At 61.4% G+C, this 14,987-nt stretch carries 15 protein-coding genes; 9 read left to right on the plus strand and 6 right to left on the minus strand.

Annotated features, from left to right (window positions below):
• From ASB65_RS14550 to ASB65_RS14590, 9 genes are all read left to right on the plus strand, one after another.
• Positions 1-763: ABC transporter permease (locus tag ASB65_RS14550; RefSeq protein ID WP_060724391.1), on the plus strand; the 763-nt coding region annotated here is incomplete at its 5' end.
• Positions 760-1,512 carry an ATP-binding cassette domain-containing protein gene (locus ASB65_RS14555; RefSeq protein ID WP_060724392.1) on the plus strand — a complete coding sequence of 251 codons (753 nt, stop codon included), beginning with the start codon at positions 760-762 and terminating at the stop codon, positions 1,510-1,512. The genes ASB65_RS14550 and ASB65_RS14555, both read left to right, overlap by 4 nt.
• On the plus strand, positions 1,509-2,696 hold the full coding sequence (locus ASB65_RS14560) for an NnrS family protein (RefSeq protein ID WP_060724393.1): 1,188 nt from the start codon (positions 1,509-1,511) through the stop codon (positions 2,694-2,696). Before ASB65_RS14555 ends, ASB65_RS14560 begins: the two co-directional genes overlap by 4 nt.
• Before the next feature lie 205 nt (positions 2,697-2,901).
• Positions 2,902-3,087 (plus strand): periplasmic nitrate reductase, NapE protein, encoded by a 186-nt coding sequence (gene napE, locus ASB65_RS14565; protein ID WP_003504689.1) that lies wholly within the window; start codon positions 2,902-2,904, stop codon positions 3,085-3,087.
• 7 nt (positions 3,088-3,094) lie between these two features.
• A complete protein-coding gene (locus ASB65_RS14570) occupies positions 3,095-3,595 on the plus strand; it encodes a ferredoxin-type protein NapF (RefSeq protein ID WP_060724394.1) in 501 nt (166 codons plus the stop codon).
• Positions 3,588-3,875 carry a chaperone NapD gene (locus tag ASB65_RS14575; RefSeq protein ID WP_060724395.1) on the plus strand — a complete coding sequence of 96 codons (288 nt, stop codon included), beginning with the start codon at positions 3,588-3,590 and terminating at the stop codon, positions 3,873-3,875. Before ASB65_RS14570 ends, ASB65_RS14575 begins: the two co-directional genes overlap by 8 nt.
• Positions 3,850-6,354: a periplasmic nitrate reductase subunit alpha gene (gene napA / locus ASB65_RS14580; RefSeq protein ID WP_060724396.1), complete on the plus strand. Its 2,505-nt coding sequence runs from the start codon at positions 3,850-3,852 to the stop codon at positions 6,352-6,354. Before ASB65_RS14575 ends, napA begins: the two co-directional genes overlap by 26 nt.
• Complete coding sequence (locus ASB65_RS14585; RefSeq protein WP_080814697.1) at positions 6,324-6,815, plus strand: nitrate reductase cytochrome c-type subunit; 492 nt, start codon at positions 6,324-6,326, stop codon at positions 6,813-6,815. Before napA ends, ASB65_RS14585 begins: the two co-directional genes overlap by 31 nt.
• 2 nt (positions 6,816-6,817) lie before the next feature.
• A complete protein-coding gene (locus ASB65_RS14590; RefSeq protein ID WP_272870511.1) occupies positions 6,818-7,513 on the plus strand; it encodes a cytochrome c3 family protein in 696 nt (231 codons plus the stop codon).
• 106 nt (positions 7,514-7,619) lie between these two features.
• On the opposite strand, the gene ASB65_RS14595 is transcribed toward ASB65_RS14590, so the two are convergent.
• The 6 genes from ASB65_RS14595 to ASB65_RS28210 form a co-directional block, all read right to left on the minus strand.
• The gene (locus tag ASB65_RS14595) at positions 7,620-9,533 is read right to left on the minus strand and encodes a PhoX family protein (RefSeq protein ID WP_060724397.1); all 1,914 of its coding nucleotides are present in this window, start codon (positions 9,531-9,533) and stop codon (positions 7,620-7,622) included.
• A 129-nt stretch (positions 9,534-9,662) separates the two neighbouring features.
• Entirely contained in the window at positions 9,663-10,376 is a 714-nt protein-coding gene (locus ASB65_RS14600) for a 4'-phosphopantetheinyl transferase family protein (protein ID WP_060724398.1), read from the minus strand.
• Between the two features lie 30 nt (positions 10,377-10,406).
• A complete protein-coding gene (gene dhbA / locus ASB65_RS14605) occupies positions 10,407-11,162 on the minus strand; it encodes a 2,3-dihydro-2,3-dihydroxybenzoate dehydrogenase (RefSeq protein WP_060724399.1) in 756 nt (251 codons plus the stop codon).
• A gap of 13 nt (positions 11,163-11,175) precedes the next feature.
• Positions 11,176-12,045 carry an isochorismatase gene (locus tag ASB65_RS14610; protein ID WP_060724400.1) on the minus strand — a complete coding sequence of 290 codons (870 nt, stop codon included), beginning with the start codon at positions 12,043-12,045 and terminating at the stop codon, positions 11,176-11,178.
• Positions 12,046-12,137: 92 nt separating this feature from the next.
• Entirely contained in the window at positions 12,138-13,763 is a 1,626-nt protein-coding gene (locus ASB65_RS14615) for a (2,3-dihydroxybenzoyl)adenylate synthase (protein ID WP_060724401.1), read from the minus strand.
• 18 nt (positions 13,764-13,781) lie between these two features.
• Positions 13,782-14,957, minus strand: coding sequence for an isochorismate synthase (locus ASB65_RS28210; protein ID WP_060724402.1), 1,176 nt, complete (start codon positions 14,955-14,957; stop codon positions 13,782-13,784).
• Positions 14,958-14,987 lie beyond the last annotated feature (30 nt).

Genomic DNA, 14,987 nt, shown 5'->3' on the forward strand with positions numbered 1-14,987 from the left:
GGCGGGCTGGGCGGGGTTTTCGGGTTTTTTCCGCTTCCCCGCCGCCTGGCAGGCCGGGCATGAAATTTATGGCTCCTTCATCCTGCCTTCGCCGGGTGAGACCTTCACGGCTATCGGAGTGCTTGCGACGAGGCCGGATTTCTTCGCGATCCTGTCGCAGAGCGCCGTCAGGGCCCTGACCGGTTTCACCATTGCGGCGGGAATCGGCACCGTCGCCGGCGTGATGGCGGGTTACTCCTTCGCGGCCATGCGGCTGATGAAGCCTGTTGTCACCGTCCTGCTCGGCGTTCCGCCCATAGGCTGGATCGTGCTGGCGCTGATCTGGTTCGGTTCCTCCGGCGGCACTGCCGTCATGACCGTTGTCATCGCATCGGCTCCCGTTTCCTTTGCCGGTGCATTGGAAGGTGTCGCCAAGCGGGATCGTCAGCTGGAGGTGATGGCGCAGGCCTTCGGTGCTCCATGGTTTTACCGGTTGCGGACCGTCACAATGCCGCATGTGCTTTCCTATCTCTTTCCCGCCTGGACCACGACGGCCGGCAGTGCGTGGAAAGTAACTGTCATGGCCGAGCTTCTGTCGAATTCCGGCGGCATTGGCGGCGAACTGGCCACCGCACGCGCGCTGTTCGACATTGCGCAGGTCAGCGCCTGGCTCACCATCACCGTCGCGCTGGCGCTGCTCACCGATTACGGCCTGCTGCATCTGCTGCGCGAAGCGCTGGAACGCTGGCGCGCCGCCGGGCTGCCATGGGGTGTCAAACGATGAGCGATCATTCCAACCTGCGTTTCGAACATGTCGGCCACGCCTTTTTAGGTCGCAGCCTTTTCGAGAATTTCGACCTGAGCATCGCGCCGGGGGAAACCGTGGCGCTGCTTGGCCCTTCCGGCAGCGGCAAGACGACGATCCTGCAGATCGCGGCTGGTATCATCGATCCCGTTCGCGGCCGCGTGCATCGTCGATATCGCCGGCAGGGTCTGGTCTTTCAGGAACCGCGGCTGCTGCCATGGATGACGCTGATCGACAATATCGCCTACGGCCTTGCGGCCACCGGCATGCCGAAACGGGAACGCCGTGAAAGAGCTGGGGGTTTTGCGCTCGAAGTCGGGCTGGAAGAAACGGATTTCGGCAAATATCCGGTCGAGCTTTCCGGCGGCATGCGCCAGCGCGCCGGTGTGGCGCGGGCGCTGGCGGTGGAGCCGGACATGCTGTTTCTGGACGAACCTTTCAGCGCCGTCGATGTCGGCCTGCGCCGCCATTTGCAGGAGCTTCTGGTGGGCGCCGCCCGCAGGCGCGGTTTCTCCACCCTTCTTGTCACCCATGATCTTCATGAAGCGCTGATGGTGGCCGACAGGCTGATCGTGCTTTCAGGCATGGACGGCCGCGTGGTTGCCACTCACAAGCCTTCCGGTTCGCCGGGCGGGCGCATGGCGCGGGCGGTGTTCGACGAAGCGGAACGCCTGGCCGAGAGCCCGGCCTTTGCCGAACTGTTTTCGGCGAGGGAGCGGGTCAGATGAGGCCGCCGCCGATCCTTTCCGAAGCCCTGCGGCTGTTTTTTCCTCTGGCCGCCCTGCATGGCGCAGTCTGGCCGTTTTTGTGGGTGGTTATCGGCGGTTATGGCCTGCCTTTCGCCGATGCCGTGCCTGCCTCGCAATGGCACGCCCATGAGATGATTTTTGGCACCTATGGCATGGCGCTTGCGGGTTTCCTCGGTTCGGCGGTGCCGGAATGGACGGATACGAAACCGGCGCAGGGAAGAGCGCTGGGCCATCTTGCCTGCCTCTGGCTGCCGGGCCGCATCATCGGTTTCTTGGGGGCTGATGCGTGGAGCCTGCTGGCCGGCTTTTTCGATATGGCTTTTCTGCTGGCGCTCTCTGCCCTCATCGGCAGGGCGATGCTGGCGCGGCGTACGGTGAAGCACCTGACATTCCTCATCTGGCTTCTTCTTTTCGCTGCGGCGGAAGCGGGGGTGCGTTATGGCTGGTGGGCCGGCGATCTCGCATTCGCATCCCGTTGTCTGGAGGGGGCGTTGTGCATCTTTACCGTGCTGTTTTCGCTCTCGGCAGCCCGCATCAATGTGGTCGTCATCAATCTGGCGCTCGATCCAAGCGGAGAGACCACGCCTTACCGGCCGCATCCCGGCCGCCAGCACATGGCGGGCGGCATGGTGACGATTTATATGGCGGCGAGGCTCGCCTTTCCGCAAAGTGATGTCTGCGCCTGGCTGGCGCTTGCGGCCGGTGCGGCGTTTTTCGACCGGCTGGCCGAATGGTTCATCGGGCGCGCGGTCTTCAGGACCGAGGTGCTGCTGCTCGGGCTTGGCAACGCCTTTGCCGGCGCGGGTTTTCTGGCGCTCGGGGCGACACGGCTCGGTTTTTCCGTCACGCCCGCCGCAGGGCTGCATCTCCTTTCGGTCGGTGCGCTTGGATGCGCTGTCCTGGCGGTTTTCCTCCTCGCTGGGCTTCGGCACACGGGCCGCAATCTGGCGTCTCTGCCCTGGCAGGCCCATGCGGCGGCGGCCCTGATGGTGGCGGCCGGGCTGATCCGCATCCTGCCTGAGTTCGATTTCGCCGTGATCCTGTCACCCTATCATCACGGCCTCAGTGCAATGCTCTGGGCGGCGAGTTTCGGCGCCTGGCTGCAGGGCTTTCTCCCCTTCATGCGCGCGCCGGGCATGGACGATAAGGGAGCCTGCGGATGAGAGCTTCCGGCAGCTCCGACGGTCGGGCATTCAACCCATTTTACGTCGACTGTTTATTTTTTCAGCAAAAGCACAATGCGAAATCAGTGACTTAGGCGAGCCGTCTTGATGAATGTTAGTTCTAATAAATAATCAATAAAATCAAATAGTTGAATATTTCCGTCTTTTAGCCGATGATGACTCGAAACGAATAGGAAACGCGAATATGCCTAAAATAGTCGCACCTCAACACACAGATGAAAAGCCCGGCCGGACGAGGGAACTTGTGACCTTCGCCGTTCTGGCCTTTGGAATCTGGCCCGTTCTGGCGGTCGGATTTGTCGGGGCTTATGGCTTTATCGTCTGGATGTTCCAGATCATTTACGGCCCTCCGGGGCCGCCCGGTCATTGAGGGCGCCATGATGATGGAAGCCTCTCTCAGCCGGCGCGATTTGCTGCGCGGCGGGCAAAAACATAGACCACGCATCTGTCCCCCCGGGGTCGCGTTGAGCGACCTCACCGCTTGTAGCGGTTGTGCAAAATGTGTCGAAGCCTGTCCCACCGGCATCATTGCCATGGTGGGCGGCTTGCCTTCGGTGGATTTTTCCAGCGGGGAATGCACCTTTTGCGGCAAATGCGCCGAAGCCTGTCCGGAACCGGTGTTTGCCGCCCCCGCCGCGCAACGCTTCGATCATGTCATGGCGATCGGCGAGGGCTGTCTCGCCTTCGGCGATATTGATTGCCAGGCCTGCCGCGATGCCTGCCCGACCGAGGCCATCCGGTTTCGTCCCCGCCGCGGCGGTCCCTTCGTGCCTGAACTTATCGAACAAGCCTGCACCGGCTGCGGGGCCTGCGTGTCCGTCTGCCCGGCCGGTGTGATCGAGATCAAGGAAGCAACCACGGAGATGCAATATGCCTGAAAATACAGGGCGGTATCATGTTTCAAGCGCCGTGGTGGCGGTGATGCCGCAGATGCGCGATGCCGTGCTCGCAACGCTTTTAACGCTCGACAATGTCGAGGTTCATGGCGAGGGCAACGGCAAGATCGTCATCGTCATCGATGGCACGAGCACCGGCATGCTGGGCGATACGCTCACTTATATTTCGACACTCGACGGTGTGATTGCCGCCAACATGGTTTTCGAACACGTCGATACAGAGGAGACAAGCGGCGATGAGCAGCGAACTGACGCGGCGTGATCTATTGAAGGCGCAGGCCGCCGGCATTGCGGCGGCAGCGGCGGGCATTGCGCTGCCGGCCGCGGCCCAGCCGGTGCCGGGCGGCGTTTCCGCCTTGCAGATCAAATGGTCCAAGGCGCCCTGTCGTTTCTGCGGCACGGGCTGCGGCGTCATGGTCGGCGTCAAGGAAGGCAAGGTCGTCGCCACCCACGGCGACATGCAGGCGGAGGTCAATCGCGGCCTCAACTGCATCAAGGGCTATTTCCTGTCCAAGATCATGTATGGCAAGGACCGCCTGCAGACCCCGTTGCTGCGCAAGAAGAACGGCGTCTACGCCAAGGATGGCGAGTTCGAGCCGGTAAGCTGGGACGAGGCCTTCGACGTCATGGCCGAGCAGTGCAAGCGGGTGCTGAAGGAAAAGGGACCGACGGCCGTCGGCATGTTCGGTTCCGGCCAGTGGACGATCTTCGAGGGTTATGCCGCGACCAAACTGATGCGCGCCGGCTTCCGCTCCAACAATCTCGATCCCAATGCCCGCCACTGCATGGCGTCTGCTGCCTATGCCTTCATGCGCACCTTCGGCATGGATGAGCCGATGGGCTGTTACGACGATTTCGAACATGCCGATGCCTTTGTGCTCTGGGGTTCCAACATGGCGGAAATGCACCCCATTTTGTGGACGCGCATCGCCGACCGGCGTCTGGGGTTCGACCATGTGAAGGTAGCGGTGCTTTCGACCTTTACCCATCGCAGCATGGATCTGGCCGATATCCCCATGGTCTTCAAGCCGGGTACGGATCTCGTCATCCTCAATTATATCGCTAACCACATCATCAAGACCGGGCGCGTCAACGAAGACTTCGTGAGGAACCACACGAAATTCGTGCGCGGCGTCACCGATATCGGTTACGGCCTGCGGCCGGACAATCCGGTGGAGATGAATGCCGCCAATTCCGCTGATCCGACCAAGACCGAAGCGATCGATTTCGAAACCTTCAAGGAATTCGTCTCCGAATACACGCTGGAAAAGACCGCGGCCATGACCGGTGTTGAAGCCGGTTTTCTGGAGGAGCTGGCCGAGCTTTATGCCGACCCGAAACGCAAGGTCATGTCGCTCTGGACCATGGGTTTCAACCAGCATGTTCGCGGCGTCTGGGCCAACCAGATGGTCTATAACATCCATCTGCTGACGGGCAAGATTTCCGAGCCGGGTAACAGCCCGTTCTCGCTCACCGGCCAGCCCTCGGCCTGCGGCACGGCGCGTGAGGTCGGAACCTTCGCCCATCGCCTGCCTGCCGACATGACGGTGACCAACCCCGAGCACCGCAAACATGCCGAAGAAATCTGGCGCATACCGCACGGCATCATCCCGGAAAAGCCGGGTTATCACGCCGTGCAGCAGGACCGCATGCTGCATGACGGCAAGCTGAATTTCTACTGGGTGCAGGTCAATAACAACGTACAGGCAGGTCCCAACACCAAGAACGAGACCTATCAGGGGTATCGCAACCCCGAAAACTTCATCGTGGTCTCGGATGCCTATCCGACCATCACGGCCATGAGCGCCGACCTCATCCTGCCCGCCGCCATGTGGGTGGAAAAGGAGGGCGCCTATGGCAATGCCGAGCGGCGCACCCATGTCTGGCACCAGCTGGTCGAGGCCTCGGGTGAGGCGCGCTCCGATCTCTGGCAGCTGGTGGAATTTTCCAAGCGCTTCACCACCGATGAAGTGTGGCCGGCGGAGATACTCGACGCCAATCCCGCCTATCGCGGCAAGACGCTTTATGAGGTTCTCTTCAAGGACAGCGATGTCGGCAAGTTCCCGCTGAGCGAGATCAACGCGGATTACCAGAACCAGGAATCCAAGGATTTCGGTTTCTATCTGCAGAAGGGCCTCTTCGAGGAATATGCCGCCTTCGGGCGCGGCCACGGCCATGATCTTGCGCCTTACGATGCCTATCACGAGGTGCGCGGCATGCGCTGGCCTGTGGTGGACGGCAAGGAAACGCTGTGGCGTTACCGCGAGGGTTACGACCCCTATGTCAAACCCGGCGAGGGCGTGAAATTCTACGGCAACAAGGACGGCAAGGCGGTCATCATCGCCGTGCCCTATGAGCCGCCGGCCGAATCCCCCGACGACGAATTCGATACCTGGCTGGTGACGGGCCGCGTGCTGGAGCACTGGCATTCCGGTTCCATGACCATGCGCGTGCCGGAACTCTACAAGGCTTTCCCTGGCGCCCGCTGTTTCATGAATGCCGATGATGCGCGCAGGCGCGGGCTCAATCAGGGCGCGGAAATCCGCATCGTCTCGCGCCGTGGCGAAATCCGCTCGCGGGTGGAAACACGCGGTCGCAACCGCATGCCGCCCGGCGTCATCTTCGTTCCCTGGTTCGATGCGAGCCAGCTCATCAACAAGGTGACGCTCGACGCAACCGATCCCATCTCCAAGCAGACGGATTTCAAGAAATGCGCAGTCAAGATAGAGCCAGTCGCATGATCAGGAAACACGGGTGGATGGTCGCCACGCTTCTGGTGGTCGCGGTGGCGACGGGTGCCGTTGCGCAGATGGTGCCGGAATTGTCCGGCCCGCGCGGCGACGCTATGCGCACCGAGCCCGCCAAACCTCTGCCGAAGTGGGTGATCGACGACTTCAGGCGCATGCGCGCCTATCCGGAACAGCCGCCGGTCATTCCGCATTCGATCGATGGCTACCAGCTTTCGGTCAATGCCAACCGCTGTCTGTCCTGTCACAAGCGCGAATTCACGCAGGATTCCGGCGCGCCGATGATCAGCGTGACGCATTACATGACGCGCGAAGGCCAGATGCTGGCGGATGTTTCGCCGCGCCGTTATTTCTGCACCGCCTGCCATGTGCCGCAGGCTGATACGCGACCGCTCGTGCCCAACACGTTTCAGGACATGAGCGAAATGGGCGTCAAACCGGCGGGTAGCGAATGATGATCGCCCGAGTGAAAAAACTTCTCGCCTGGCTCTGGGCGGTTCTGACGACGCCGGCCGGTACGCTCAGCCTTGCCTTCCTGACGCTTGGCGGCTTCGTCGGCGGGGTGATGTTCTGGGGCGCCTTCAACACCGCGCTTGAGATGACCAACAAGGAAGCCTTCTGCATTTCCTGTCATGAGATGCGCGCGAATGTTTATGAGGAACTGACGCGGACGGTGCATTTCTCCAACCGTTCCGGCGTGCGCGCCTCCTGTCCGGATTGCCATGTGCCGCATGAATGGACGGACAAGATCGCCCGCAAGATGCAGGCCTCCAAGGAGGTCTGGGGCAAGATTTTCGGCACCATCGATACGCGCAAGAAGTTCCTCGACAAGCGTCTGGAGCTTGCCCAGCACGAATGGTCGCGCCTGAAGGCCAATGACAGCCTGGAATGCCGCAACTGCCATTCCTCCGCCGCCATGGATTTTACCAAACAGACGCAGCGCGCGGCTGATATCCATTCCAAATACCTGCTGACGGGCAAGGCCACCTGCATCGATTGCCACAAGGGCATCGCCCATGAATTGCCGAATATGGAAGGCATCGATCCCGGCTGGAAAATGCCACCAGCACTCGACGATCAACCGGGGCCGACAGCCTCTGCGGTGGACGACCTGAGGCGCGCGATGACGGATGTGCATCGGAACGTTTTCTGATCTGTCTGGCAAAACAAAACGCCGTGCAGCCTTCCGGATGCACGGCGTTTCCATTTATTAAACCGGACCGCGGGTTAGTCGCGGCCGGGTTTGCTTCAGCCATGCGTCAGCCGATCTTCACATTGTCGTCGCGCTTGATGGCGATTAGAGCCGAGCGTGGCAGCTTGCCTTCGCCATCCGGGAAGGGGGCGTCGGGGTGCTGGATACCGACGAAGTGGGTGCGCTTGTCGCCGGACCAGGTCTGGCCGGTGACTTCGGAACCCTTCGGGGCAGTCAGGAAGCGCTCGATGCGGCCGGTGGCCGGGTCGCCCGCCAGCATCTGGTTGTTGCCCTGGCCGGCGAAGTTGCCTTCATTGCTATCCTCGCCGTCGGTCTGGATCCAGAGCAGACCAGTGCTATCGAACATCATGCCGTCAGGCGAGTTGAACATGTTGCCTTCGTTGATGTTCGAAGAACCCGCATAGGCGTCCTTGTGGACGGTGGGATTGCCGGCCATGCAGAACAGGTCCCACTTGAACTTGCCGTCCGCATGGTCGTCATTTTCCGGATACCAGCGCACGATCTGGCCGTATTCGTTCTTCTCGCGCGGGTTGGCGGCATTGATCGCCATGGCGTCGCTGCCGGCATTGGCGCGCAGCTTGCCGTCCTTCATTTCGCCGCGGCGGCTGTTGTTGGTCAGCGCGCAATAAGCTTCGATGGCGACCGGGTTGATGGCGACCCATTCCGGGCGGTCCATCGTCGTTGCACCGACCTTGGAAGCGGCCTGTCGGGTGAAGACGCAGATTTCGTCGATCTTCATGCCCGTGGTTTCAGGGGTCAGGGCCAGCCACTCGCCGGCGCCGTCATCGGAGAACTTGGCGACGTAAAGCGTGCCTTCGTCAAGCAGCTTGGAGGTGTCGCCGCCCGGCACGTAGATGCCGTTGGAGACGAATTTATAGAGGAATTCGCCACGCTCGTCGTCACCCATGTAAACAACGACACGGCCGTCACGCGCGATTACCACGGCGGCATTTTCATGCTTGATGCGGCCAAGCGCGGTGCGCTTGATCGGGGTGGACTTGGCGTCCGAAGGATCGATCTCGACCACGTAACCGGCGCGGCGCGGCTCGTTGGGGTTCTTGGCGACGTCGAAACGCGCGTCGAACTTCTCATAGGCGTAGCGGGTTTCGGCCACGATACCGTAGCGCTTGTAGTCGTCAGGCAGCTTGAAGGCGGCGTCGGTGGTACCGAAATAGCCGTTGAAGTTCTCTTCGCAGGTGAGGTAGGTGCCCCACGGCGTGCGGCCGGCGCCGCAATTGTTGAAGGTCCCGAGACAGTCGATACCATCAGGGTCGGCGGCGGTCTTGACGAGATCGGAGCCTGCGGCCGGGCCGGAAAGCTTCATCGGTGTGTTGTGGTGGATACGGCGGTTGAAGGGGCTGTCGAGAACGATCTTCCAGCCATCCTTGTCTTCCGCAACTTCCATGACGGTGACGCCCTGCATGTTCTGCAGGATCTTCACATCGTCGGCCGTCTTCGGGTTGCCTTTTTCAGCGTGCGGCAGGTTGGTTTCCGGGTTCACGTATTCGTGGTTGACGGCGATCAGTTGATGGCTGCCGACCACGAAAAGTTCCATACCGTCGGTGTTCTCGCCGAAGACCTTGTCGGAATTTTCAACGCTGACGCCCTTGGCGGGGTCGAGATCGGGAACGTTGGAGAATAGCGGCTGGCCCCATTTCGCCAGCGGCTTCCAGTTATAGCCTTCCGGGACATGGATGGTGTGGTCGGTTGCGGCGGCAACCGGCTTGAACGGGAAACGGCCGGCGGCGGTTTCCTGCGCCTCGGCGGAGGTGCTGCTCAACAGGTTGCCGAGCGTGCCCATGGCGGCCGCAGCCGAACCGAAGGCCAGCACGCCGCCGAGAAAGCCGCGGCGGGAAATCGCGGTTTCAACCACGCGGTCGAAATCGGTTTCGGCCGGCGGCGGGTTCTGCAATTCGTCCCACTCGTCCCAGGACAATTTGCTCGTATCGATGTCGGTCATAGTCTGTCTCCACCGTTCAATGTTTGGAATCATTCCAACAGGCTGCGTACCTTCCGAGTGTTTCACCCGGATGACGGGAAGACGGGTTTAAAATATGATCTTCTCAGTTATGAATCTACCATTTTTCCCTTAATGCGGGAGAAGGATGCGAGTGAGCAGCAGACCTTCGAAGCGGCAGAAACGGAAGGGAACCTCCGTTCCGCGGCGCCAGTCTTCGCCGAGGTCGGCCGTCAGGCGCAATGATGCGGAGCCGTTTGCGTCGAATCTGTATAATTCGGCCGCCTCGAAAAAGAAAAGCCGTTTCACTGTCGGATAAAGCGCCTTGAACAGGCTTTCCTTGGCCGAAAAAACCAACCCGGTCATGAAGGGATCGATATCGTTGCCGAGGTTGTGGCGCTCATTCGCGGTCAAGGCCTGCGGGGCGATATCGCGGGCCTCCTCTTCGGTCAGCAGCCTTTCGATATCGATGCCGATGCCGCGAAATCGCTGGGAGGAGCCGGCGAGCGCAATCGCCCGCCCATGGCTGTGGGAAATCGCGCCGATGACGCCCTCGGGCCAGATCGGGGCGCGATCCTCACCCATACCGGGAAAAACGGCGTAGCCGGTGAGGCGGCGCGTGGCTTCCGCCGCGCATCTGCGGCCGGCGATGAATTCCGCCTTGCGTCTCTGCACGGCATTTAAAAGCTGCTGCGGCAAGGGAGGGACCTCGCCGCCGCCGCCTTCTTCGGCGCTGTAACGAAGGGTGAGGCAATGGCAATCGCCGCTGTCGTCCGGCCAAGGCCAGATGGCCTCCGGTGGATCGCCGGAGACGGCTTCGCGATGAAACGCCGTTGCGACGGCCATATTCTTCACCTTCAATCCAACGGCTCGAATTTAAGCCGCAAGCGTGGCGCCGCCATCAACCACGATCTGCTGCATCGTCACATGCCCGGCCTGATCGGAGGCGAGAAACAGCACCGTATCGGCGATATCATCAGGCCTTGCGATCTTGCCGAGCGGAATGCCGAGCTTGAACTGCTCGGGCAGGCCGGCGACCAGCCGTTCCTTGCCGGCGGGATCGCTCAACATGCCGGCAAGCATCGGCGTATCGGTGGAGCCCGGTGAAACGACGTTGCAGCGCACGCCATAGGGTGCAAGCTCAAGGGCGGCGCAATGGCTGAGGCTGACCAGCGCCGCCTTGGAGGCGCAATAGGCCATCATGCCGATGCGCGGCACGACGGCGGCATTGGAGCCGATATTGACGATCGCACCGCGCCGCTGCCGTTTGAAGATGCCGCTCCATTGCCGCAGCATATAAAACGGTCCCGCTGCATTGACGTCCATGCAGGCTTTCCAGTCCGCAGGCGTCAGGCTTTCGCTGTCGCCGAGCCGCAGGATGCCGGCGGCGTTGACCAGGATATCGAGCCCGCCCCATTCGCTTTCGATTGCCTTGCAGGCCGTCTCCACCGCCGTCGCGTCGGTGATGTCGAGCGGGATTTGGCGGAAGGGAGCTTCTGCCGTCCCGGCCAGAAGGTCGAGGCCGATGACCTCGGCCCCTTCCTCGATGAAACGTTCGGCGATGCGGCGGCCGATGCCCTGGGCCGTGCCCGTCACCAGCACACGCCGCCCGGTAAATCTCTGTTGCGTCATCTTTTTCGTCCGTTCAGGCTGCGAGCCGCTTTTCTTCGATCAGCGCCCACCAGGCGGAAAGTGTGGGTACACGCGCAAGCTCGTCAAAACCGACGGTGACACCGCGTTCCTTCAGCTCGCCGGCAAGCTTCATCACCTGCAGCGAATCCAGCCCGTAGAAGATCAGGTTCTCGTCGGGGTCGATATCGCTTTCATCCTCCACCATTTGCAGGACGCGGGCTTTCAGCCATTCGCTGATATCGGTGGCCTCTCCCGCGCCGACAAGGCTTGCGGTGTCGATCACCACGCCGCAGCGTGTCGCCACATATTGCAGCGCCATGCGGTGTTCGGCTTCCGAGAAATCGGCAACGCCGTCACCGATCATGAAGGGCTGAATATCCTTCATGAAGGCTTCCACCGCCGTCATCATGCAGCCGATATGGGCGTAAACGCCACCGACGATGATCTGGTCACGGCCCCAGCCCTTCATGCGCTCAGTAAGGTCGGAGCGCTGGAAGGCGCTGTAACGCCATTTGGTCAGCACCACGTCCTGAGGTGTCGGGGCGAGCTTGTCCACCACCTTTTGCAGTTCGGGATCGACGACGGTGAGACCCGGTCCCCACATGTCGTTCAGGAGCGCACGGTCGCCTGGCGGCTGGTCATGCGGCTGGGCGGTGTAGATAACAGGTACGCTGTTCTGAACCGCCCAAGCCTTCACCTTTGCGAGATTGTCGATGAGGGTCGTCATCAGCTTGCCGTCGGCCTCGTAGAACCGCAGGAAATAACGCTGCATGTCGTGGATGAGGAGCACGGCGCGTTTTGCGTCAGGCTGCCATTTTGTCTTGTTGGCCGGAAAGCTTGCGGCGACCGGCATCGGATAGTCGGAAATGCTGGGGATCGTCATGATGACCTCGATGGTTTGCTGCGCCAGGGGGCGCTTAATCTCTGGTTTCGGGGCGCTTTTTTTTGAGCGTCCCCTTTGTTTTGTGCTGCGTGTCAGGCGCTGATGGCGACGGGTGTCACAAGCAGGTCGCGCAGACGTTTCTTGTCGATCTTGCCAACGGCGGTGAGCGGCATGGCCTCGATGAAACGGACGCGATCCGGCAACTTGTAATCCGCGACGCCAAGACCGGCGAGATGCTGGCGGATGGCCGGCGCCTTGAGCGCGGGATTGCGGGAAACGACGAAGACGCAGCTCTTTTCGCCGAGCAGTTCGTCCTGCATCGCCACGAGTGCTGCATGGGTGACGTCTGGATGTCGCAGAATGAGGTTTTCGACCTCCTCCGAAGCGACCTTTTCGCCACCGCGATTGATCTGGTCCTTCACCCGGCCAACGACACGGAGATAACCTTCGGGCGTGCGCTGCACGACATCGCCGGAATAATAGAACCCATCCCTGTCGAAGACCCGGGCGCTATGTTCGGGCGCGCGGTAATAGCCCCGGAACGTATAGGGGCCACGGGTCGCCAGCATGCCGGCTTCGCCCTCGGGCACATCGTTGCCGTCCTCGTCGACGATGTGGATCTCGTCATCCGGGCTGATCGGCCTCCCTTGCGTGGTGAAAACGATATGGTCGGGATCACCGGCGCGGGTGTAGTTCACCAGCCCTTCCGCCATGCCGAATACCTGCTGCAGGTCGCAGCCCAGCACTTCTGGCACCTGGCGGGCCAGGGCTTCGGCAAAGCTTGCGCCGCCGACCTGCAGGAGCTTGAGCGATTTCAGCCGTTCACGATGGGCGGGTGCAGCCTGCAGCCACAGCGCCACGGCCGGCGGCACCAGCGGCACCATGTCGATCTCGTGTTTTTCGATGAGATTGAAGCAGGCAAGCGGCTCCGGATTGGCGGCCATGACCACGGTGCCGCCGGCGTGGAAAACGCCGAGCGCGCCGGGCGAGCTCATCGGGTAATTATGCGCCACCGGAATGGCGCAAAGGAAACGGGTCTCAGGCGAGAGTTCGCAAATCTCCGCGCTGGCCCGGGCGCTGTAATCATAGTCGTTGTGTGTCCGGGGGATCAGTTTCGGGGTTCCGGTGCTGCCGCCGGAAAGCTGGAACAACGCCACCTCGTCTGACGCCGAAGGGGCGTAGGCGGGTGGGTTTTCGGCGGGATTGGCAAGCATCCGCTCAAGGCTGCGCTGCGGATCCGCTTCGCCAAGCAGCAGGGTCACGGCGAGCTTGGGGGAGGCCGTCTTCACTGCGTCCACAAATGCGTCATCGGCGAAAAGCTCGTGGCTGCGGGAGGCAATTACCAGCTTCGGTGCAATCTGCTCCGCATAGGAGGTCATTTCCAGCCGGCGATGGCTGAAAAGTGCGTTGACGGGGGCGGCGCCGATTTTCATCAGCGCGAAAAAGACGAGATAAAACTCGGCGATGTTAGGCAATTGCACCAGCGCGGTGTCACCCTTGCCAATGCCCGCGGCGGAGAGATGGCCGGCAAGATTGGAGGATTGCCGGTCGAGATCGGCATAGCTGAAGCGGCGGTCGCCGCAGACCAGCGCCGTCGCGTCCGGCCGACGCTCCACCTGCTCAGTAAGGATGCCGCTCAGCGGCCGGTCGATCCAGTAACCGCGTTCGCGGTATCGGCGAACGAGATCGTCGGGCCAGCGTTCAAATTCGATTGTCATGATTCGTTCCTGGGAAAATTAGGCAGAAAGACCGCAGGCGTTCAGCATGGTCTTGAGTTTGGTCTGCACCTCGGCCCACTCGGATTCGGGCTCCGAGGCCTCCACGATGCCGGCGCCGGCGAAGAGCCGCACGGTTTCGCGCTGCACGGTGCCGCAACGGATGGTCACAACCCATTCGCCATTGCCTTCAGAATCCGTCCAGCCGACCATGCCGGTGAAGAGGCCGCGCTCGAAAGGCTCGACAAAGCGGATGAGGCGATGGGCGCGCTCGGTGGGGAAGCCGCAGACGGCCGGTGTGGGGTGCAGCAGGCAAGCAAGCTGCAGCGCATTGGTCTCGGGATCGGCAAGGCGGCCTTCGATACGCGTTGAAAGATGCCAGAGTGCGGCGGTGTTGATGAGGGAGGGTTTGTCGGGAACATCGAGTTCGGCGCAGACCGGCGAAAGCAGCGAGCGGATATCCTCGATCACCAGGCTGTGCTCGTAATGGTCCTTTTCGGAAGCCGAGAGCCGATCCGCATTGGCCTTGTCCGCTGCCGGATCGACCATGCGTTTTGCCGATCCCGCCAGCGGGTTCGTGATGATTTTCCCGCCCTGCTTGCGGATCAGGAGTTCCGGGCTGACGCCGATCAGGTCGCCGCCGTCGGGAAGCGGAATGCGGAACTGGTAACCTTCGCGGTTCTGCTTGGCGAGGCTCGCCAGCAATCTTTCGACATTGACCTCGGAGGCGAAAGTCAGTTCACGCATGACGGAAAGCACCGCCTTGCGGACTTCGGAATGGCGGAAATTGACGATGGCATGTTCGACGGCGTGCTTGAAACCGCTCTCGTCCGGCAGGCTGTTCTGGCCGACAAGTGCGGGCATGGCCGAATCGGCGACGATCGGCGCGGCATCCCTTGAATTCCATTCATGGTTGTATGGAATATACAGGCATGAAGGTTCGCTGACATCGAAGGGGATAGCGCCGATGGCGATGGGGTTCTCCTGTCCCTCCCGCTGCGCACGCTCGAAGGCGCCGGCAAGTGCCTGCTGCAGCGGGCTCGATATGTCTTCGCCGCCCCGGGCGGGAATCGCGATCCTTTCGCGAATGCCCTTGGCGCGCAATTGCCCGCTGCCGGAAGTAAACAGAAATTCTCTATTAAATTCAGTAATTTCGTCGGATTCGACGTCATTCGTCCTGAGTGCTCCCGTTTTCATGGGATGCCTCCTGTGCGAGTGGTTGACGAT

The sequence above is a fragment of the Agrobacterium tumefaciens str. B6 genome, assembly GCF_001541315.1.
In the GTDB taxonomy this organism is placed as follows: Bacteria; Pseudomonadota; Alphaproteobacteria; order Rhizobiales; family Rhizobiaceae; genus Agrobacterium; species Agrobacterium radiobacter.